This is a genomic window from Saccharopolyspora sp. NPDC045941 (assembly GCF_056431445.1).
Window position 1 is genome coordinate 46,687 of the sequence record NZ_JBWKKU010000056.1, and the last position, 19,490, is coordinate 66,176.

Below are 19,490 nucleotides of genomic sequence, written 5' to 3' on the forward strand. Positions count from 1 at the left end.
GGTGGCGACGACCTCCGCCCGAATTGCACCGGGCGGCGCGCGGACCCGGCGGGCGTTCAGCGTTCAGCCCGCTTCGTTTGTCCGCGAATTGCCCAAGCGCTTGCTTGATGGCGGGAAGGTTAGCCACGCGCCGGGGAGGCGTCAAGGCGAAGGCCGCGTTTCCGTCGAGCGAGGTCGCGGCGGGCAAGCAGAACGCCGCGAGGCGGGTGGCCGGAAACCGGCCCGCAGCTCGCGGCGATCGTCGAATTCGAGCGGGCGCTCCCCATGCCGATCGCCTGGAACGCGATGGCCGGCGGGTCGGTGCGCCAGGCGGGCAACGCGGCGGTCGTCAGCGCGCCCCGCCGGTCGCCGCGGTCATCGTGCGAGCATGTCGAGCGCGGCGAGATGGCTGAACACCATGCACGATCCGATCGGATTGCCCCCGCCCGGATACACCGTGCCGCTGACCGCCGCCATCGAGTTGCCCGCGGCGTAGAGGCCCGGGATCGCGCTTCCCGACGTGTCCAGCACCCGGGCCCGCGCGTCGGTGCGCAGGCCGCCCTTGGTGCCGAGATCGGAGATCCCGAACGCAGCGGCGTGGAACGGTCCCTTCTCGATGGGGACCAGCGGGGAGCCGTCGCCGGCGAACGCCCGGTCGTACGGCTCGGCACCGCGGTGGAAGTCGTCATCGGTTCCGGCGGCCGCGAACGCGTTGAACCGCGCCACCGTCCGCACCAGGTTCTCGGCCGGGACACCGATCTGCTCGGCGAGCTCGCCCAGGGTGCCGGCGCTGAACCACAGGCCGGCGTCGACGTAGTCCTCGGTCTCCCCCACCGGGACGCTGGTCGAGCGCACCGGCGGCCGCGCGCCCTCGCGGTCGTCGTAGATCATCCAGAACGGCAGCGTCACGCCGCCATCGCTGATGCGGTCGATGACGACGCGACCGATCCGGTCGTACGGCCAGGACTCGTTGACGAAGCGCTCCGCGTTGTCGTCGACGAAGATCCCGCCGGTGAACCACAGCGAGAACGTCGACGTCCCGTCGGGATGGGTGATGCCGGGCGACCACCACGCCTCCGACATCAGGTCGGTGTCCGCGCCGGCGTCGATGCCGGCCTGGATCGCCTTGCCCAGATTGCCCGGCGGCCCCATGGCATCGCGCGCCGCCCCCGGGACCTGGTGCTCGGTCCGCATCGACTGGTTCCGCTCGAATCCACCGGAGGCGATCAGCACGCCCCTGCGGGCGCGGATCCGGCGCCGCCGTCCACCCTCGTCGACCACGGCACCGACCACGACGTCGCCCTCGCGCACCAGCTCGTCGCAGACGGCACCCCGGCGCATCCGAACCGCGTCCTGCTTGGACAGCGCGAGGAGCAGCCTGCCGATCAGCGCCTGCCCGCCGATGAGCAGGTCGGCCGGCGGATTGCCCGCCCGGTCGACGTCCAGCGGCGGCCGGAGGGAGTCCCGCAACGCGCCGAGCCGCGCGGGCTCCAGCGGCGTCGGCATGATGTGCCGACCGGTCGCACTCGCCTTCGGGGCGGACCCGAAGTAGTCCGGCCACGGGTAGACCAGGAACTCGAAGTCGTCGTCGGCTTCCAGGTAGTCGACCAGCCGTCCGCCGTTGTCCAGGAACGCGTCCTGCAGCTCCGGGGGCGTGCGATCCCCCACCACGGCGCGGAAGTAGGTCTTGGCGTCCGCCAGGGTGTCCTGGTCACCGGCCCGCCGGAGCACCGCGTTGCCCGGGAACCACAGGCCGCCGCCGGAATACGCCGTGGTGCCGCCGAACTTGTCGGTCGCCTCGGCCACGATCACCGAGAGCCCCTCCCGGGCCGCGGTGTAGGCCCCGGTCAGCGCTCCGCCGCCGGAACCGATCACCAGCACGTCGCACTCGTCGTCCCAGCGGTTCGAAGTCTCTTCCGTCGCCATGGGATCATGATGCTCCCGGGCGGCTCAGCCGTGCCGATTCGATCCCACTGACCAAGACGGACATTTCCCGCTCGCGCGGCTGAGCAAGCGCTCGGGCGGGAGCGTCCGGAGCCCGCCGCGGGCCCGGTGCGGTGCGGATTCCCGATGAGCGGGAGGCCTGCGGGCATTCGGCGGGCAAGGCTGGAAGCCTGGTGCTTTCGGGTGGCGCAGGAACCGGCGATCCTGCCCAATTCGGGCCATTCCGCCGCTGAAAGGGAATCCGATGGGACGACTCGATGGCAAGGTGGCCATCATCACCGGCGCCGCGCAGGGCTTGGGAGCCGCCACCGCGCGGCTGTTCGCCGCCGAAGGAGCGGCCGTGGTGCTCGGTGACGTGCTCGGCGACGCGGGGCAGCAGGTCGCGGACGAGATCGGTTCGCGCGCGATGTTCCACCAGATCGACGTCCGGGACGAGGCGGACTGGCGCGCGTTGGTCGCCGCGTCCGCCGACCGGTTCGGCGGCATCGACATCCTCGTCAACAACGCGGGAATCCTGCATTGGGCGGAGATCGAAGAGCTGTCGGTCGCGGACGCCCAGCAGGTGCTCGACATCAACGTGCTCGGCGTCCTGCTCGGCGTCAAGGCCGTGGTGCCGGCGATGAAGGCGGCGGGGCGGGGCGTGATCGTCAACACCTCGTCGGTGGACGGGCTCCGCGGCGTCAACGGCCTGGCCGCGTACTCGGCCAGCAAGTGGGCGGTGCGCGGGTTGTCCCGGTCGCTGGCGTACGAGCTGGGACCGTCCGGAATCCGCGTGTGCACCATCCATCCCGGCGGGATGAACACCGCGATGGGAAATCCCGCCGGCGAGTCCGGCGAGGCGCTGCAGCAGCACTACGTCGACGTGCCGTTGCAGCGCATCGGCGAGCCGGACGAGATCGCCCAGGTGACGCTGTTCGCGGCCAGCGACGCGGCGAGCTACCTGTCCGGAGCGGAGATCGCGGTCGACGGCGGCTGGTCGGCCGGAACGTACTACCCGGCGCTGCCCGGCGCGCCGGACGGATCGCGAGCGGGGCGGCGATCGGGACCTCGTTTCGCGCAGCGGTGCATCCTCGCTAGCCGGTGAGCAGTGAACGGCCTGTTCGCCTCGATAGGCGAAGTGAACGGTCCGTTCGCTCCATCCGCCCAGCATCGGCGGGCATCGCTGGAAGTGGAGTGAACGGACCGTTCGTCCCGATAGACGAGGCGAACAGGCCGTTCACTCCACCGCTCTCCCGGGCTGGCGGATGCTTCACCGAGCACGGAAGAACCCCGCCCCGCGAAGTCGGCATCGTCGTCAGCTGGAGGAAGCAGGCGCAACCGGAGCTTCCTTGCCGGCGGCGTGGCGCGCCACCACGGCGCCGTAGACGAGCCCCTGACCGATGGTCGCCCCGGCTCCCGGATACGTGGTGCCGAACGCGTTCGCCGCGGTGTTGCCGATCGCGTAGAGCCCGTCGATCGGGGAACGGTCCGACCGCAGCACCCGCCCGTGCTCGTCCGCTCGCAGCCCTCCGCAGGTGCCGAGGTCGCCGAGGACGATCCGCACCGCGTACAGCTGTCCCCGCAGGGGGCGCAGGTTCGGGTTCGGCGCGACGGTCGGATCGCCGTAGTAGCGGTCGTAGGCGCTGGCGCCGCGGCCGAAGTCCTCGTCGACGCCGGCGGCCGCGAGTTCGTTGAACCGGCGCAGGGATGCGACGAGGCCCTCGACCGGCAGCCCGGTCCGGCGGGCCAGATCGGCGGGGTCGTCCGCCCGGTGCGCGATGCCGGCGGCGTACCAGCTCTCCGGCAGCGGCATCCGCGGGAACAGCCCGGCCGCGTACACGTAGCTGTTGCGGTAGAGCTGGTCGAACACCATCCACATCGATCCGACGGCGTCGCCGGCCCGCTCCCGCGCCAGGACCCGCTGGCCGAAGCTCATGTAGTCGGTCGCCTCGTTGACGAACCGGCGACCGTGCCGGTCGACGATGAGCGACCCCGGCAGCGACCGCTCGGCGAGCAGGACCAGGGGCGCCGCCCCGGGCAACGGCGCGACGGCCGGGAACCACCACGCCTGGTCCATCAGGCCGACGTCGGCTCCCGCCTCCTGCCCGATCCGGATGGCATCCCCGGTGTTCCCCTCGTTCCCCAGGCTCCAGCCGGGTTCGAGCGCCTCCGACTGGAACTCGTGGCGCAGCGCGATGTTGTGGTCGAAACCGCCGGCCGCGAGCACGACACCGCGCCGCGCCCGCACCGTCACCTCGCGCCCGTCCTGCTCCAGCACCACGCCGGTCACCCGGTCGCCCTCCGTGGTCAACCGCTGCACCGAGGTCCGGGTCCACACCGGAATCCCGGCCCGCAGGACACCCGCGTACAAGCCGGCGGCGAGCGCCTGACCGCCCGCGACGTACTCCCGGCCGACCAGCTTTCCGCCGATGCCCTGGGAAACCCGCCGCACCACGCGCGGAACCGCGCGTCGCGGAACCCGGGTCATGAGGTTCATCCACTTGTAGTCGAAACCGGTGATCGGCATCGGCACCGGGGATTTCATGCCCGAAGGGCGCAGCCGGGCCCGCTCGGCGCCCAGGACCGAGAGGTCGAACGGCTTGCACTCGCAGCTGCGGCCGGCCGCGGTGCCGCCGGGCAGTTCCGGGTGGTAGTCGGAGTAGCCCTTGCTCCACATGAAGCGCATCGGCGTGGTCCGCTGCAGCATCCGGACGGTCTCGTCGCCGTGGCGCAGGAAGCTCTCCCACCGCTGGTCCGGTGAGCTGCCGTCGACGACGGAGCGCAGGTAGAGCTCGGCGCGCTCGGGCGAGTCGACCGCGCCCTCCGCCGCCAGCAGGGAGCTCGCCGGGATCCAGAACGCACCGCCGGACAGGGCCGTCGACCCGCCGACGTAGTCGGTCTTCTCGACGATGAGCACGTCGAGCCCCATTTCTCGCGCCGCGAGCGCCGCGGCCATCCCGGTGCCGGAGCCGGCCACGACGAGGTCGACGATCGTGTCGTGGGCGGGCGCGGGAGCGGGCGGTGTGCTCGTGGGCATCGGGGTCTCCTCGTTCTGGTGCGGTACTGCGATGCCGCAGCCCACCACCGCTGCGCACCGGCGGTGAAGAGCTGCTCCCGCTCAACGGGATGCGCTCGATCCACCGATCAATCGCGCCGGCCGAACCGGCTCCGGTGGGGCTCAGGGGCGCGACGGTGCGTGAGCCGGCCGGCACGCGCCGCCATGGCCGCGTGCACGGTCTCGGGGTGGGTGACGATGTAGAACTCGCCTTGCGCCGCCTGCTCCATGATCGTCGCCGCCGCTTCGTCGGCGCTGATGGCCTGTTCGAGCATGGCCAGCATGGCCTGCCGGTGCTCCTCCGCGGCTGCGACGTCACCGGTTTGGACGCCGCCCGCGGCGCTGAAGATGTTGGACGCCACCGGCCCCGGCAGCACGGCCGCGACGAAGACGTCGGCGCCGACCTGGGCGATCTCCTGGTGCAGGCACTCGACCATGCCCAGCACGGCGTGCTTGCTCATGATGTACGGGGCTTGCAGGGGCAACGTCGTGACGGCACCGACCGACGCGATCGTGAGCACGTGGCTGCGCCGCTCGTCTTCGATCATGGCAGGCAGGAATGCCCGGATCCCGTGGAAGACCCCGCTGATGTTGATGTCCACGACCCGCCGCCAGCTCTCCGGCGGAACGTCCCACAGGTAGCCGACCTGCTCGACCCCGGCGTTGTTGATCAGCAGCCGGACCGGGCCGAACTCGTCGCGCACCTGGCGGGCGAGCCGCATCATCGCGTCGGGATCCCGGACGTCGACGACGTGCGCGACCACGCGGCCACCACTGCCGTGCTCCTCGTCGGCGATGCCGCGCACGGCCGGCTCGTCGACGTCCGCCGCGATCACCGTCATGCCGAGGTTCCCGGCGAGGTGCCGGGCCAATCCGGCACCGAGCCCGGAACCGGCACCGGTCACCACGGCGAGACCCCCGCCGAACACCTCCTGCTGAGTGGGCACGGAATTCCCTCCTGCGGCATCGTTCGGGTCGCGTCCCCGGAAGTCCACGGCACCACCGGATGTGGTCGCCGCTGGAACAGCACCGGCCGCGACATCGTCCACGATGGACGCGGGCCGCCGCGGCCGCGATCACGGTCGGCGCCAGGATCCCCGGTTCCTCCGTGGAATTCGCCACCGGCCCCTCGCGACGGTAGACAACCGAGCGGTTCCACACCAGTATGTGGTCCTGTTGAGCGGGACATCCCAATCAAGCGCTTGGTGGATACTCGCTCCGCCGCCGCGGCCGAGGACTTCGCGGCGATCCGGGGCTGTCGCCACGGCCGCCGGTGCCCACGGGGTCGCGGCCGGCGTCCGGCGATCCGCGCGTCCCCAGGCCCACCGCCGCCCATCACGACGACCGGAGGTTTCCCATGGTCACACGTGTCACCTACGCGCGGAGCGTGCACGACGAGACGGAGATCAACGCCGTGCTGGAGGTGCTGCGCGGCGGCCCGCTCGCGCTGAAGATCGGCAAGAACGTCGCCGAGATGGAGCGCCGGGTTGCCGAGCTGTACGGCAAGCGGCTCGGGCTGATGTGCAACTCGGGCTCCTCGGCGATCTACCTCGCCGTCGAGCTCTTCCGCCTGCAGGACTCCCTGGAGGCCGCGGGAATCGACACCCGAACGGTCTGGAGCGGCAACGTCACCCGGCATCCGATGATGCGGGGGGCGAGTTCCGGCAGCCGCGCGACGGGTTGCCGGTCGCCGACGAGGTCTTCGAGCGGGGCATGTCCCTGGGCATGAGCCACGGCACGACCCAGGAGGAGCTGGACCACGTCGTGGGCCGGCATCCACGCCTTCGCATCGCGACACGCTCCGGCCGGGACCCGCGCCGCGCGCTGACAGGCCGGGCAGCCATCCCGCCCGCGCAACGGGACCATTCGGGCGGGATGGCCGCCGCGGCCACCGTTCAGGCACTTTTCGCCGGCCCGAGTCGCTGCTAGCTTGTTTTAGAATCAATTCCATTTTGCCGGTCGCGGGAGGTGTGGCATGACCTCAACGTTGAGGATGAATGCCGAGTCGGCAGTCGAGGAGCCCGTACCGCCGTCCATGGTGGAGCGGATGACGCTGATCCTGGACCTGTTCGAGCACCCGCACACCCGTCGGAACCTGGAGGAGGTGACCCGGCGGACCCGTCTGCCCCGCTCGACCGCCCACCGCATCCTCGACCAGCTGGTCCGGTTGCGCTGGCTCGACCACACGACGTCCGGATACCGGCTCGGCAAACGAGCGCTCGGGCTCGGCGGCCGCGAAATAGGGCAGAACGCCCTGCGCAGCGCTGCGGCGCCGGTGCTCCACGACCTGGCGATCCGCACCAAGCTGGTCGTGCACTTGGCGGTCCTCTCCGGCACCGAGGTGTACTACCTCGACAAGGTGGGCGGCCGGTCCGCGGTCGACGTGCCCTCGCGCGTCGGCGGCCGGGCCCCGGCGCACTGCACGGCGCTGGGCAAGGCGATGCTCGCCTGGCTGCCCCCGGAACGGATCGACGCCGAATACGCCGACGCGGTCCGCCGGACCCCGCGCAGCATCGGCGATCTGGGCATCCTCCACCAGGAACTGGATCGCATCAGGCGCCGTCGCGGGCTGGCCTTCGAACGCGGCGAGTGCTTCGCCCACGTCAGCTGCATCGGCATCGCGCTGCGCGGCCAGGAAGGTCCCGCGGCGGCGATCTCCGTGGTGGGCGACGCGCAAACGCCCATGGAACGGGTCGCGCCCCTCCTCATGCAGGCTGCGCACGCCGTGTCGAACGAGTTCTTCGCCGGCCCCGCCCTGCCGCGGCCCGACCTGGCGGCTCCCCAGCAGACGTGGTCGAGCGAGGCGATGACCCGCTTCCTCACCGTCGGCGACGGCGGCGACTGGCTCTAGAACCTGTTTCCGAACTTGCTGTGCTTGGCGGCGCGGGTGGCGGAACCTCAGGAGCCTTCTCGCTGTGGGATCCCCGACTCATGAATGCCGATTCACCACGCCGGGGCTGTCCTCGCGAGGAGACACCTGAGAACCCGCGGCGGTGCCGGTTGCGAGGGTGAGCTAAGCGGCTGCGCCGCGTCAAAGACAACAACCCCGCGCTACCACGCCTCACACCACAACACTCAAAACAGCCTCCAGCCACCAGATCCGACGTCCGGCGCGGGAACTCGCGCCTCTATCCTGAGAAACCGGAGAATCCGGACGTGCGGCCAGAACAGGGGGAACAGTGGCCAGAATCGCCGATGTGCGGCCTCCCGCATCGCCGGTCTCGAAAGGCCAGGTCGCGCGCCGCGATCGCATCCTCGACGCCGCCGCGGAACTCGGCGCCACGGCGGACTTCGACCGCGTGCAGATGCACGAGGTCGCCAAGGACGCCGGTGTCGCGATCGGGACGGTCTACCGCTACTTCCCGTCCAAGACGCACCTGTTCACCGCGGTGTTCGAGGCGCAGCTCGGCAAGTTCGTCGAACAGCTGTGGCCGGTCGGCGGCGAAGACATCGTCACCGACATCGGCGAGGTCCTGGTGGCGCTGAGCCGCGAGCTGCTCCGCCGGCCGCTGCTGTGCTCGGCGATGGTCCAGAGCACCGCCGCCAGCTACACCACGGACCCGAGCGGGTATCCGGACAACGACTCGGCGCTCTCCCACGCCATCCTCCGCACCCTCGGGAAGTCCTCCCCCAGCGAGGAAGACCGCAGCACCGTCCGCCTGCTCGTGTTCAGCTGGTGGGGGGTACTCGTCTCCAGCCTCAGCCGCAAGACGACGGCCGAGCAGGCGGAGGCCGACATGCGGCTGGCGGCCCGGCTGCTCCTCGCGCGATACCTGGCGTAGCCGATCCTGGCGGAACACCTGCGGCCGGAACGACTGGAACCGCAACGAGGAAGCGCCGTCATGCCTCTTTCGCGGAGAACGTCGTGGTGACCTCGCCGAGCGGATCGATGACGGCGCGGAACCGCATGCCCGGTGCGACCGGGACCAGCGGGCCCAGTGCTCCCGAAAGCACGATCTGCCCGGCGCGCAGCGGATCGCCGAAGGACAACGCCGTCCGCGCCAGCCAGGCGAGCGCGGCGAGCGGATCACCGAGGCACGCGGCCCCGTCGCCCTCCGAGACCAGCTCGTCGTCGGCGTACAGCCGCATGGTCACCTCTCGCGGCTCGAACTCGTCGAGCGCGAGCCGGTGCTCGGCCAGCACGAACAGCCCGCTGGAGGCGTTGTCCGCGATCGTGTCGGTGATCGCGATGTCCCATCCGGCGATCCGGCTGTCGACGATCTCCAGCGCCGGCACGGCGTAGTCGACCGCCGCGCGGACCTGCGTCTCGTCGAGCTCGCCGTCGGCCAGATCCGCCTTCAGCACGAAGGCGATCTCCGCCTCGACCCTCGGCTGCAGCAGCCGGTGGAACGGGATCACGGCCCGGCGCGAGACGTCCATGTCGGCGAAGAGCACTCCGAAGTCGGGCTGTTCGACGCCCATCTGCCGCTGGACGGCGGGCGAGGTCAGCCCGATCTTCCTGCCCACCGCCACCGCGCCCCTGGCTTCACGCCGCCGCGCGAGCTCCTGCTGCACCGCGTAGGCGAGCGCGATGTCCGTGTCGCCGAGAACATCCCGCACCGGCTCGGCGGGGATTCCCGTCCGCTGGGCCCTGCTGAGGCGGTCGACCGCATCGGCGATCGAAAGATCGTTGGAATTCCCGGAATTGGCCATCGATGCAAGCACACCGCTACGTTTGCGCGATTCGCCGCGCAGGCCCAGCGCCGGTCCCGCTGTCCGGGACCCCCGTTCACAGCCGTGCGGCCAGCTGCCGCCGCAACGCCGGGCCGGACCCGGCGAGCAGTTGATTCGCCTTGCCCCGCTTGAAGTACAGGTGCAGATCGTGCTCGAAGGTGAACCCGACGCCGCCGTGCAGTTGCAGGCAATCCGCGGCCACCCGCATCAGGGTGTCCGCGCCGACCACCTTCGCCACCGCGGCGAGGGTCGCCAGGTCGTCGCCCAGCTCGTCGGTCGCCTCGCCGGTGGCGGCGAACCGCACCGCGTACTGCGCGGTGGCGACGGCGCCGTGGACCGCGACCGCGAGATCGGCGCACCGGTGCTTGAGAGCCTGGAACGAGCCGATCGGCCGCCCGAACTGCTCCCGCACCTTGAGGTAGCCCACGGTTTCGTCGAGGCACGCCTGCGCCGCGGCGGCGGACTCGGCGGCCAACGCTATCCGGGCGAGAGCGACCAGCCGGTGTGCCAGGGCTCCGCCATCGCCGTCGGGCGACAGGCGATCCGCGCGAGCACCGGCGAATTCGACGTCCGCGAGCCGGCGCGTGTGGTCCAGCGCCCGGCGCGGTGTGCGGGTCACGCCCGGCTGCTCCGGGGACACGAGATGGACAGCGGCGTCGTCCCCTTCGCCGCTGATCACCAGCAACACGTCCGCCGTCGCCCCGTGCGGGACCGCACCGACCACGCCCGACAGCTGTCCGCCGGCCGCCACGACCGGCCCGCGACCGGGTGTCTCGGTGAGGCCGGCCACAGCGATCGCGACCGGCTCCTCGGCGAGCCTCTGGAGCAAGGCCTCGCCTGGTTCACCGAGCGATCCCGCGTCGGCCGACTCGCCCAGCAGGGTCCCGGCGATCAGCGTGTCCGGCACCGGTGAGGGCGTGACGGCGCGCCCGAATTCCTCGATCACCACAGCGGCCTCGGCGAAGCCGAGCCCCAGCCCGCCGAACCGCTCCGGCACCGGGAGCCCACCGAGCCCCAGGTCCGCGACGCCGCGCCTGAAAAGCGCCCTGTCGTAGCCGTCGTCGCCGTCCATCGCCGCCCGCCGGTCCGATTCGGCGCGGAGGAAGTCGGCGACCGCCTTGCGCATCTCGTCGCGCAGGTCTTCGTTCTCGCTCACCGGGTACTCCGTTTCATCCGCGAGGCAGCCCGAGAACGCGCTCGGCGATGATGTTGCGCTGGATCTCGTTCGAGCCGCCGTAGATCGTGTCCGACCGGCTGAACAGGAATGACGTCTGCTCTGGCGAGAGGTCGTAGGGATCGCCGACGGTGAGCGCCGCCGACCCGACGACATCGACGGCCAGTTCCCCGAGGTCCCGGTGCCACGTGGCCCACTGCAGCTTGGACAGCGACGCCTCGAACCCGGACACCGAACTGCCGGCCGACCGCAACGTCGACACCGCGGTGTAGCGCATCACCCGCAGGTCGATCCACGACTGCACGATGCGCCCGCGCAGCTCCGGATCGGCCAGCGCGCCGCCCGCCCTGGCGAGCTCGACGACGTGGTCGAACTCGCGCTGGAAACCGATCTGCTGGCCGAGCGTGGCGACGCCGCGCTCGAAGCCGAGCGTGCCCATCGCGACCCGCCAGCCGTCGCCCTCGTCGCCGACCCGGTTGGCCACCGGCGTCCGGGCATCGTCGAAGAACACCTCGTTGAACTCGCTGGTGCCGGTGATCTGCTGGATCGGCCGGACCTCGACGCCGGGCTGGTCCATCGGGACCAGCAGGTAGGAGAGGCCCGCGTGCCGGCTCGACCCCGGGTCGGTGCGCGCGAGCACGAAGCACCAGTCCGCGACGTGCGCGAGCGAGGTCCACACCTTCTGCCCGTTCAGGACGTACTCGTCCCCCTCGCGCACCGCGCGCGTGCGGACTCCTGCGAGGTCGGATCCCGCGCCCGGCTCGGAGTAGCCCTGGCACCAGAGCGCCTCTCCCGACAGGATTCCGGGCAGGAAGCGCCGCTTCTGCTCGTCGGAGCCGAACGCGAGGATGGTCGGGCCGACGAGCTGCTCGCTCATGTGCAGCAAGCGCCCCGGCCCGCCTGCCCTCGCGTACTCCTCGTGGAAGATCACCTGCTGCGCCAGGGAGGCACCGCGGCCGCCGTGCTCGACGGGCCAGCCGAGGCCGATCCAGCCGCCCGAGCCGAGCCGGCGTTCCCACGCCAGCCTGCGGTCGAGCGCCTCGTCCTCCCGGCCCGAACCGCCGAGGCCGACGACGTCGGCGAACTCGCCGGTCAGCTCGTCGGCCAGCCATTCGCGCACCTCGGCGCGGAATTCCTCATCACCGGTGGTCATCGTCAGGCCCCGTACACGGGTGTCGGCGGTTCGGCCTTCGCGACCAGGTCGGCGATGACCGCCGTCAGCTCCCGCGGCTCCCACCGCCCGTCCTTCACCGCGGGCGGGCCATGCCGCCACCCGTCGGCGAGGGAGACCTCGCCGCCTTCGATCTCGAAGACGCGGCCGGTCGTGGTGGCCTCGGCGCTGCCCAACCACACCACGAGACTGGACACGTTCGCCGGGTCCATCGCGTCGAAGCCGTCGGCGGGCTTGGCCATCCGCTCCGCGAAGACCGCCTCCGTCATCGGGGTCCGCGCCGACGGGGCGATGGCGTTGACGACCACGCCGTAGCGGGCGAACTCGACCGCGGCGACCTGGGTCAGCGCGGCGATGCCTGCCTTGCTCGCGCCGTAGTTCCCCTGGCCGACGCTGCCCATCAGCCCGGCCCCGGACGACGTGTTGACCACCCGGGCGGCGATCCGGTTGCCCGCCTTGGCCTGGTCCCGCCACCACGCGACCGCGTGGCGCAGCGGGGCGAAGTGCCCCTTGAGGTTGACGGTCATGACCTGGTCCCACTCGGACTCGCTCATGTTGACCAGCATCCGGTCCCGGTTGATGCCCGCGTTGTTGACGAGGGTGTCGAGCCTGCCGAACGTGCTCACGGCGAGGTCGATCACGCCCTCGGCGGCCGCCCAGTCGGCGATGTCGGCCACGACCGCGACCGCCTCACCTCCCGCGGCCCGCACCTCCGCGGCGACGTCCTCGACGGACGAGGACATGTCGTTGAGGACGACCTTGGCGCCGTGGCGCGCGAATTCGAGGGCGTGCGCCCGGCCGAGACCCTGCCCGGCACCGGTGATGATGGCGACCCGTCCCGCGCAGATGCCGGCCGTCGGCCCGTCGTGCTCCGTCATGAGCCCAGATAACCACACGATACCAATAACAAGCAAGCGCTTGGTTCACCCACCCAGCGCAACCCACCCAGCGAGCCCCGTCCGGGCGCAGCCCCTCCCAGCGAGCCCCGTCCGGCGCAGCACGCCCAGCGCCGCCCCCACCCGACGCAGCCCCGCCCGGCGCGCAACGCGATGCCGCGCGACCGAGAAGGCGCCCACCGGTATCGATCCGATCTAAACCGACCACAGCTACGGCTCCAAGCGGTCACGTTCGAGCCGGCAGCCGCAACCCCACATCCCCCTCACCGGGGTGGTCCGCAATTTCAATGGAAATCAGAGCTCTGATTTCCATTGAAATTGCGGAAGTTGTCCACAGGAACCCGGGGTTGACCACATCCTCCGGCGTGTCGGGGGTGCGACCTCCGGCGTGTCGGGGTGCGACACACCAATGGTCCGCAATTTCCATTGAAATTGCGGAGGGCAGGCCATCGGCCGCCGAACCAGCGGGCGCGGGCGGCACAGGGCCGCGGGCCGCCGGGATCGGGAGACCGCGGCTCAGGCGATCCCCACGGGAGACATGCGCCGATGCGGAGAGCGAGTTCTCGAAACAGGTTCTAGAGGCGTTCGATGATCGTGACGTTGGCTTGGCCGCCGCCCTCGCACATCGTCTGCAACGCGAACCGCCCGCCGCGGCGCTCCAGCTCGTGCAGCATCGTCGTCATCAGCCGGGCGCCCGTCGCCCCGATCGGGTGGCCGAGCGCGATCCCACCGCCGCTGACGTTCGTCCTGGCCAGGTCCGCGCCGGTCTCCTTCGCCCACGCCAGCACGACGGACGCGAACGCCTCGTTTACCTCGAACAGGTCGAAGTCGTCGATCGCCATCCCGGTCCGCTCCAGCGCGTGCCTGGTCGCCGGGATGGGGCCGGTCAGCATCCAGACCGGGTCGGCGCCGCGCACCGAGATGTGGTGGATGCGCGCACGCGGGGTCAGGCCGTGCTCTTCGACCGCGCGCGGCGAGGCGATCAGGACCGCGGCCGAGGCGTCGCTGATCTGCGACGCGACTGCCGCCGTGATCCGCTCACCGCCCGCGACGGGCTGCAGGCCCGCCATCTTCTCCAGGCTGGTGTCTCGCCGGGGCCCCTCGTCGGTGTCGAAGTCGTCGACCGGCGCGATCTCCGCGGCGAACCGGCCCCCGTCGATCGCGGCGATGGCCCGCTGGTGGCTCTCGTAGGCGTAGGCCTCCATGTCGGCCCGCGAGATGTTCCAGTGCTCGGCGATCATCTCGGCCGAGCGGAACTGCGACACTTCCTGGTCGCCGTAGCGCTTGAGCCAGCCGGGCGACTCGGCGAAGGGCGTGCTGAAGCCGTACTGCTGGCCGACGATCATCGCGGCCGAGATCGGGATGGCGGACATGTTCTGCACCCCACCCGCCACGATGAGGTCGGCGGTGCCGGAGAGCACGCCCTGCGCCGCGAAGTGAACGGCCTGCTGGCTCGACCCGCACTGCCGGTCGACGGTCACGCCCGGCACGTGGTCGGGCAGGCCGGCCACCAGCCACGCGGTCCGCGCGACGTCCCCGGCCTGGGAACCGATCGTGTCGCAGCAGCCGAAGATGACGTCGTCGACCGCGCCGGGATCCACCCCGGTGCGATCCACGAGCGCGCAGATGGCGTGCGCGCCGAGGTCCGCCGAGTGCATCCCGGCGAGCGCGCCCCCGCGCCGGCCGACGGGAGTGCGGACGGCGTCGACGATGTAGGCCTCGGTCACGGAGTTCTCCTCTATTTCGGTGCGTCCCGGCGCCTGCGGATCCGCAATTTCCATTGAAATGAGCGTTTTTCATCCTGGTCGGCCCGCAGCCGCGGGCCGCAAAGCCACACGTCGATGGGTGTCGCATGCGCCGCAGGCGCATAACCCACCTACGACACTCGCACCGCCGCGGGTTCTCAGAGGCTTCCTGGCGAGGACGGCCCTGACGCCGTGTATTGGACATACATCAGAAGGGGCACCCACAGTCCAGGGAGCCTCTGAGGTTCCGCCACCCGCACCGCCACGCAAAACGAGGTTGGAAAAACCTCAATCGAAGGTTCGATTTCAATGGAAATTGCGGAGGACGGAGGCCAGACGGCGGCTGCAGCTGCCGTAGGGGGCCGCTGCCGCTGCACCGCCGCGCAAAAAGGCGTGCGGCGACTGGAATTTCAGGCGTGCTGACTGCTGGCGGACAGGACCTCGCCGGTGAGGTACGACGCGTAGTCGCTGGCGAGGAAGACCATCACGTTGGCGATCTCCCACGGTTCGGCCGCGCGGCCGAACGCCTCCCGGCCCTTGAGCTCGGCGAGCAGCTCGTCGCTGGTGACCTTCGCCAGAAACGGGTGCATGGCCAGGCTGGGCGAGACCGCGTTGACCCGGATGCCGTGCGGAGCCAGGTCCATCGCGGCGCATCGGGTCAGCGCCATCACGCCGGCCTTCGCCGCCGCGTAGTGCGCCTGCCCCTCCTGCGCGCGCCAGCCCACCACCGAGGCGTTGTTGACGATGACGCCCTTCTTGCCGGCGTCGACCATGCGCTTGCCTGCCGCCCGGACGCAGCGGAAGGTACCGGTCAGCGTCACGTCGAGGACCTTGTGCCACTGCTCGTCGGTCATCTCCAGCACGGACGCCGTGCCGCCGAGACCGGCATTGTTGATCACCACGTCCGCGCCACCGAACGCCTCGGTCGCGTCGAACAACGCGTCGATCTGCGCCTCATCGGTCACGTCGCACACGACCGCGGCGACCCGGTCGCCGCCGAACTCACCGGCCAGCGCCTTCTCCGACTCGGCGAGGCGCCGCTCGTGCGTGTCGCCGATGACGACGGCCTTGGCGCCCTCTTCGAGGCAGCGGCGGGCGGCGGCGGCCCCGATCCCGGCCCCCGCGGCGGCGGTGACCACGACGGTCCTGCCTTCGAGCAGGCGGTGGGCCGGCGGGCATTCCGGCGTGGGCTGTTCCTTCTTCGACGACGTCACTGCGGCTCCCAAACCGATCGCTGTGAGCGGATGACCGCGGGTCCTGGCCAAGTACCGGCGATCTCCCGTAGGGTAGCAAACCAAGCACTTGTTTGGGAAAGGACGTGAAGGAGCATGCCCAGTACCAGCGACGACTCGGTGGTCACCTACGAACGCCGAGGCGCGGTCGCCCTCGTGACCCTGAACCGGCCCGAGTACCGCAACGCGCAGAACTCGAAGATGACCTACGCGCTCGATGCCGCGTTCAGCCGCGCCGTGGACGACGACGAGGTCAAGGTGATCGTGCTCGCTGGCAACGGCAAGCACTTCTGCGCAGGGCACGACATCGGCACGCCGGAGCGCGACGCCGACCAGAGCTTCGACCGCAAGGCCGTGATCTGGTGGGACCACACCGGCCGGGAGGGCGTGGACCGCCGCTTCGCGCGCGAGTCGGAGGTCTACCTCGGCATGTGCCGCCGGTGGCGGGAGATCCCGAAGCCGGTGATCGCGATGGTGCACGGCGCGTGCGTGGCCGGCGGGCTGATGCTCGCCTGGTCGTGCGACTTCATCGTCGCCTCCGACGACGCGTTCTTCGCCGACCCGGTGGTGAAGATGGGCATCCCCGGCGTCGAGTACTTCGCCCATCCGTGGGTCATGAACCCGCGCGCCGCCAAGGAGTTCCTCTACACCGGCGACCGTATGCCCGCGCAGCGCGCGCACGAGCTGGGCATGGTCAACCACGTCGTGGAGCGGGCCGAGCTGGAATCCTTCACCCTCGACCTCGCCGGCCGCATCGGCGCGATGCCGGGCTTCGGGCTCGCCCTGACCAAGAAGGCGATCAACCAGGCGGAGGACCTGCAGGGCATGCGGGCCGGCATGGACTCGGTGTTCGGCCTGCACCACGCCGCGCACGCGCACAACGCGGAGGTCGGCGGCGACTCCCTGGCCGGGATGGACGCGCGCAAGATGCGCGACGCGGCCGAGCGGAAAGACAAGGACGCATGAACATCGACTTCACCGCGCAGGAGCTGGCCTTCCGCGACGAAGCCCGGGCCTGGCTGCACGACCACGTCCCGGCGAAGCCGCTGCCCCCGCTGGATTCCGCCGAGGGATTCGCGGCCCGCCGGGAATGGGAAGCCACCCTCGCCGAGGCCCGCTGGTCGGTCGTCTCGTGGCCGGCGGAGTACCGCGGCCGGGACGCCTCGATGATCGAGTGGGTCCTGTTCGAAGAGGAGTACTACCGCAGCGGCGCGCCGGTGCGCGTCGCGCAGAACGGGATCTCGTTGCTCGCCCCGATCATCTTCGGGCACGGCACCCGGGAACAGCGGGACCGGTACCTGTCGTCGATGGCGGACGGCACCGAGATCTGGGCCCAGGCGTGGTCGGAGCCCGAGGCCGGCAGCGACCTCGCGTCGATCCGCAGCACGGCCACACGCGACGACGCACGCGGCGGCTGGGTGCTCAACGGGCAGAAGACGTGGAGCTCGCGGGCGCCCTTCGCCGACCGCGGGTTCGGCCTGTTCCGCTCGGACCCGGACGCCGAAAGGCACCGCGGGCTGACCTACTTCCTGTTCCCGTTGAACGCCGATGGCATCACCATCCGGCCGATCCCCCAGCTGGACGGGCACCCCGGCTTCGCGGAGATCTTCTTCGACGACGTGTTCGTGCCCGACGCCGACGTGCTCGGCGCGCCGGGCGACGGCTGGCGGGTGGCCATGAGCACCGCGGGCAACGAGCGCGGCCTGTCGTTGCGCTCGCCTGGCCGGTTCTGCGCGGCGGCCGACCGGCTGGTGGCGCTGTGGCGCGAACGCGGCGCGGATCAGCCGCACCTGCGCGACCGCGTGGTCGACTCGTGGATCGCTGCGCAGGCATACCGGCTCTACACGTGGGGCACGGTCACGCGGCTTTCCGGCGGCGGCGACATCGGCGCGCACGGCAGCGTGAACAAGCTGTTCTGGCCCCAACTCGACGTCGCGCTGCACGAGACCGCGCTGGATCTCCTCGGGCCGGAGTCCGAACTGCGCGGCCCGGACGCGGCGGCCGACGGCGCGTGGCTGGACGGCTACCTGTTCTCGCTGTCGGGCCCCATCTACGCGGGGACGAACGAGATCCAGCGCAACATCGTGGCCGAGCGCTTGCTCGGCCTGCCGAAGGAGGGCCGCGCCCGATGAGGTTCGCATTGAACGACGAACAGCTCGCCTTCTCCCGGTCGCTGGACGACTTCCTCGGCACCGCGGGAGTGCCGGCCGCGGCCCGCGCGTGGGGCGAGGGCGATGCGGCGTCCGGGCGGAAGATCTGGCAGCGCCTGGCCGACCTCGGCGTGCACGCCCTGTGCGTGCCGGAGGATGCCGGCGGACTCGGAGCGTCGCCGATCGACGTGGTCGTCGCGTTCGAGCAGATCGGCCGCCACCTCGTGCCCGGGCCGTACATCGAGTCCGTCGTCGTCGCGCCCGCGCTGCTGCAGGCGACCGACCCGGAATCGCTCGCGGAGCTGGCCGCCGGAAGCCGGGTGGTCACGCTCGCCGCGCCGCCCGGCACGCCCTTCGCGCTCGACGCCGATGTCGCCGACCGCGTCCTGCTGGTCGACGGCGACGAGCTGCACCTCGCGGAGGCGGGGTCGCTGCGGCGTTCCGTGGACAGCACCCGCAGGCTCTTCGAGGTGACCGTGAAGGACCGGCTCGCCACGATGCCGACCGGCGCGGCCGCCGCCGCGCTCGACGCTGCTGCGCTCGCCTGCTCGGCCCAGCTGCTCGGCGCCGGCGAGCGCCTGCTCGACGAGGCCGTGGAGTACGCCAAGAACCGGCGTCAGTTCGGCCGGGCGATCGGCGAGTTCCAGGCCCTCAAGCACGCGCTCGCCGATGTCCGCGTGGCGCTCGACTTCGCCCGGCCGCTGCTGCACGGCGCGGCGGTGTCGGTGGGGTCGGCCGATGCCGCGCGGGACGTGTCGGCGGCCAAGGTCGCCGCCTCCGACGCGGCCTACCTCGCTGCCCGCACGGCGCTGCAGGTGCACGGCGCGATCGGCTACACGCTGGAGCACGATCTCGGCCTGTGGATCACGAAGGTGCGCGCCCTGGTCGCGGCCTGGGGCACCACGGCGGCCCACCGCGCCCGCGTCCTCGCGGCGATCACCGCGGCCTGAAACGAAGATCGGTGCTCGCCGCGACATCAGCGGCGAGCACCGATTCGCATGCCGGCGCGAAAACCCGTTCAGCAACTATGAAATCGCCCGGCGAGACACGCATGGTCGTCCAGCGAAACGTGCATGATCGTCCGGCGAGACGCGCACGGCGAAGCCGAGTTGCCCCGTCCCCGCAGACCCCGAACGCCGGAACCAACAGGAAGACGACCCTGCCCGGCCCGGCCCTGCCCGGCACCGCCGACCTTCCAGACCCGCAATTTCAATGGAAATCAGGGCTCTGATTTCCATTTGAGGTGATCTCAGTGGATTCGGCCGTGTTCGTGGTGGGTGAGGGTGAGGGCGGCGTGGACGATGGCGTCGATTTTGCGTGGGCTGGCGGTGATGCGTTTGAGTGTGCGCCAGCGTTCGGTGAGGAGCGCGAAGCCGCGTTCACCTGGGGCTCGTAGCCTCTGAGCAGGGTGTTGTAGGTGCGGTTGTCGACCTCGAGTGGCCGGCCTTTGCCGGTTTTGTTGTGTTTGATCGGGGTGTGGACGCCGATGCC

The 19,490-nt window shown here is 71.1% G+C and carries 16 protein-coding genes and 1 pseudogene; 7 read left to right on the plus strand and 10 right to left on the minus strand.

All coding sequences use genetic code 11. The annotated features are described in order from the left end of the window. Positions 1–354 precede the first annotated feature (354 nt). A complete protein-coding gene (locus tag AC07FN_RS34015; protein ID WP_478399312.1) occupies positions 355–1,905 on the minus strand; it encodes an FAD-binding protein in 1,551 nt (516 codons plus the stop codon). A gap of 262 nt (positions 1,906–2,167) precedes the next feature. Here AC07FN_RS34015 and AC07FN_RS34020 point away from each other — a divergent pair, with 262 nt between their 5' ends. Continuing rightward, positions 2,168–3,007: an SDR family NAD(P)-dependent oxidoreductase gene (locus AC07FN_RS34020; RefSeq protein WP_478399313.1), complete on the plus strand. Its 840-nt coding sequence runs from the start codon at positions 2,168–2,170 to the stop codon at positions 3,005–3,007. 210 nt (positions 3,008–3,217) lie between these two features. Here the strand turns inward: AC07FN_RS34020 and AC07FN_RS34025 are convergent, their stop codons facing one another. Together AC07FN_RS34025 and AC07FN_RS34030 are read right to left on the minus strand one after the other, a co-directional pair. Further along, the gene (locus AC07FN_RS34025) at positions 3,218–4,939 is read right to left on the minus strand and encodes a 3-ketosteroid-delta-1-dehydrogenase (RefSeq protein WP_478399314.1); all 1,722 of its coding nucleotides are present in this window, start codon (positions 4,937–4,939) and stop codon (positions 3,218–3,220) included. Between the two features lie 107 nt (positions 4,940–5,046). Beyond that, positions 5,047–5,904, minus strand: a complete 858-nt coding sequence (locus AC07FN_RS34030; protein WP_478399315.1) for an SDR family NAD(P)-dependent oxidoreductase — start codon at positions 5,902–5,904, stop codon at positions 5,047–5,049. A gap of 410 nt (positions 5,905–6,314) precedes the next feature. On the opposite strand from AC07FN_RS34030, the gene AC07FN_RS34035 reads away from it, so the two are divergent. The 3 genes from AC07FN_RS34035 to AC07FN_RS34045 all read left to right on the plus strand — a co-directional run bounded on the left by AC07FN_RS34035 (position 6,315) and on the right by AC07FN_RS34045 (position 8,739). Next, on the plus strand, positions 6,315–6,686 hold the full coding sequence (locus AC07FN_RS34035) for a DegT/DnrJ/EryC1/StrS family aminotransferase (RefSeq protein WP_478399316.1): 372 nt from the start codon (positions 6,315–6,317) through the stop codon (positions 6,684–6,686). 246 nt (positions 6,687–6,932) lie between these two features. After that, complete coding sequence (locus tag AC07FN_RS34040; protein WP_478399317.1) at positions 6,933–7,808, plus strand: IclR family transcriptional regulator; 876 nt, start codon at positions 6,933–6,935, stop codon at positions 7,806–7,808. Positions 7,809–8,154: 346 nt separating this feature from the next. Then, positions 8,155–8,739, plus strand: a complete 585-nt coding sequence (locus AC07FN_RS34045) for a TetR/AcrR family transcriptional regulator (RefSeq protein ID WP_478399318.1) — start codon at positions 8,155–8,157, stop codon at positions 8,737–8,739. A 58-nt stretch (positions 8,740–8,797) separates the two neighbouring features. Here the strand turns inward: AC07FN_RS34045 and AC07FN_RS34050 are convergent, their stop codons facing one another. The 6 genes from AC07FN_RS34050 to AC07FN_RS34075 all read right to left on the minus strand — a co-directional run bounded on the left by AC07FN_RS34050 (position 8,798) and on the right by AC07FN_RS34075 (position 15,831). Continuing rightward, a complete protein-coding gene (locus AC07FN_RS34050) occupies positions 8,798–9,610 on the minus strand; it encodes a 2-keto-4-pentenoate hydratase (protein ID WP_478399319.1) in 813 nt (270 codons plus the stop codon). Positions 9,611–9,686: 76 nt separating this feature from the next. Beyond that, positions 9,687–10,787, minus strand: a complete 1,101-nt coding sequence (locus tag AC07FN_RS34055; RefSeq protein ID WP_478399320.1) for an acyl-CoA dehydrogenase family protein — start codon at positions 10,785–10,787, stop codon at positions 9,687–9,689. A gap of 13 nt (positions 10,788–10,800) precedes the next feature. Continuing rightward, complete coding sequence (locus AC07FN_RS34060; protein ID WP_478399321.1) at positions 10,801–11,958, minus strand: acyl-CoA dehydrogenase family protein; 1,158 nt, start codon at positions 11,956–11,958, stop codon at positions 10,801–10,803. 2 nt (positions 11,959–11,960) lie between these two features. Continuing rightward, on the minus strand, positions 11,961–12,854 hold the full coding sequence (locus AC07FN_RS34065; protein WP_478399322.1) for an SDR family oxidoreductase: 894 nt from the start codon (positions 12,852–12,854) through the stop codon (positions 11,961–11,963). A gap of 593 nt (positions 12,855–13,447) precedes the next feature. After that, positions 13,448–14,599 (minus strand): acetyl-CoA C-acetyltransferase, encoded by a 1,152-nt coding sequence (locus AC07FN_RS34070; RefSeq protein WP_478399323.1) that lies wholly within the window; start codon positions 14,597–14,599, stop codon positions 13,448–13,450. Between the two features lie 428 nt (positions 14,600–15,027). Further along, positions 15,028–15,831: an SDR family oxidoreductase gene (locus AC07FN_RS34075; protein WP_358574862.1), complete on the minus strand. Its 804-nt coding sequence runs from the start codon at positions 15,829–15,831 to the stop codon at positions 15,028–15,030. Positions 15,832–15,945: 114 nt separating this feature from the next. On the opposite strand from AC07FN_RS34075, the gene AC07FN_RS34080 reads away from it, so the two are divergent. The 3 genes from AC07FN_RS34080 to AC07FN_RS34090 are packed head-to-tail and all read left to right on the plus strand — an operon-like array spanning position 15,946 to position 18,949. Beyond that, positions 15,946–16,815: an enoyl-CoA hydratase gene (locus AC07FN_RS34080; RefSeq protein WP_478399324.1), complete on the plus strand. Its 870-nt coding sequence runs from the start codon at positions 15,946–15,948 to the stop codon at positions 16,813–16,815. Continuing rightward, a complete protein-coding gene (locus AC07FN_RS34085; RefSeq protein WP_478399325.1) occupies positions 16,812–17,981 on the plus strand; it encodes an acyl-CoA dehydrogenase family protein in 1,170 nt (389 codons plus the stop codon). Before AC07FN_RS34080 ends, AC07FN_RS34085 begins: the two co-directional genes overlap by 4 nt. Further along, positions 17,978–18,949: an acyl-CoA dehydrogenase family protein gene (locus AC07FN_RS34090; protein ID WP_478399326.1), complete on the plus strand. Its 972-nt coding sequence runs from the start codon at positions 17,978–17,980 to the stop codon at positions 18,947–18,949. Before AC07FN_RS34085 ends, AC07FN_RS34090 begins: the two co-directional genes overlap by 4 nt. Before the next feature lie 259 nt (positions 18,950–19,208). Here AC07FN_RS34090 and AC07FN_RS34095 read toward each other — a convergent pair. Then, a pseudogene (locus tag AC07FN_RS34095) lies at positions 19,209–19,490 on the minus strand (hypothetical protein); the annotation flags it as partial.

Excerpts from the sequence above, each read along its gene's own strand:
- AC07FN_RS34035 (WP_478399316.1), top strand. The coding sequence starts at position 6,315 with ATGGTCACACGTGTCACCTACGCGCGGAGCGTGCACGACGAGACGGAG.
- AC07FN_RS34090 (WP_478399326.1), top strand. The coding sequence starts at position 17,978 with ATGAGGTTCGCATTGAACGACGAACAGCTCGCCTTCTCCCGGTCGCTG.
- AC07FN_RS34015 (WP_478399312.1), bottom strand. The coding sequence starts at position 1,905 with ATGGCGACGGAAGAGACTTCGAACCGCTGGGACGACGAGTGCGACGTG.
- AC07FN_RS34025 (WP_478399314.1), bottom strand. The coding sequence starts at position 4,939 with ATGCCCACGAGCACACCGCCCGCTCCCGCGCCCGCCCACGACACGATC.
- AC07FN_RS34065 (WP_478399322.1), bottom strand. The coding sequence starts at position 12,854 with ATGACGGAGCACGACGGGCCGACGGCCGGCATCTGCGCGGGACGGGTC.
- AC07FN_RS34080 (WP_478399324.1), top strand. The coding sequence starts at position 15,946 with ATGCCCAGTACCAGCGACGACTCGGTGGTCACCTACGAACGCCGAGGC.
- AC07FN_RS34050 (WP_478399319.1), bottom strand. The coding sequence starts at position 9,610 with ATGGCCAATTCCGGGAATTCCAACGATCTTTCGATCGCCGATGCGGTC.
- AC07FN_RS34040 (WP_478399317.1), top strand. The coding sequence starts at position 6,933 with ATGACCTCAACGTTGAGGATGAATGCCGAGTCGGCAGTCGAGGAGCCC.
- AC07FN_RS34060 (WP_478399321.1), bottom strand. The coding sequence starts at position 11,958 with ATGACCACCGGTGATGAGGAATTCCGCGCCGAGGTGCGCGAATGGCTG.
- AC07FN_RS34085 (WP_478399325.1), top strand. The coding sequence starts at position 16,812 with ATGAACATCGACTTCACCGCGCAGGAGCTGGCCTTCCGCGACGAAGCC.
- AC07FN_RS34020 (WP_478399313.1), top strand. The coding sequence starts at position 2,168 with ATGGGACGACTCGATGGCAAGGTGGCCATCATCACCGGCGCCGCGCAG.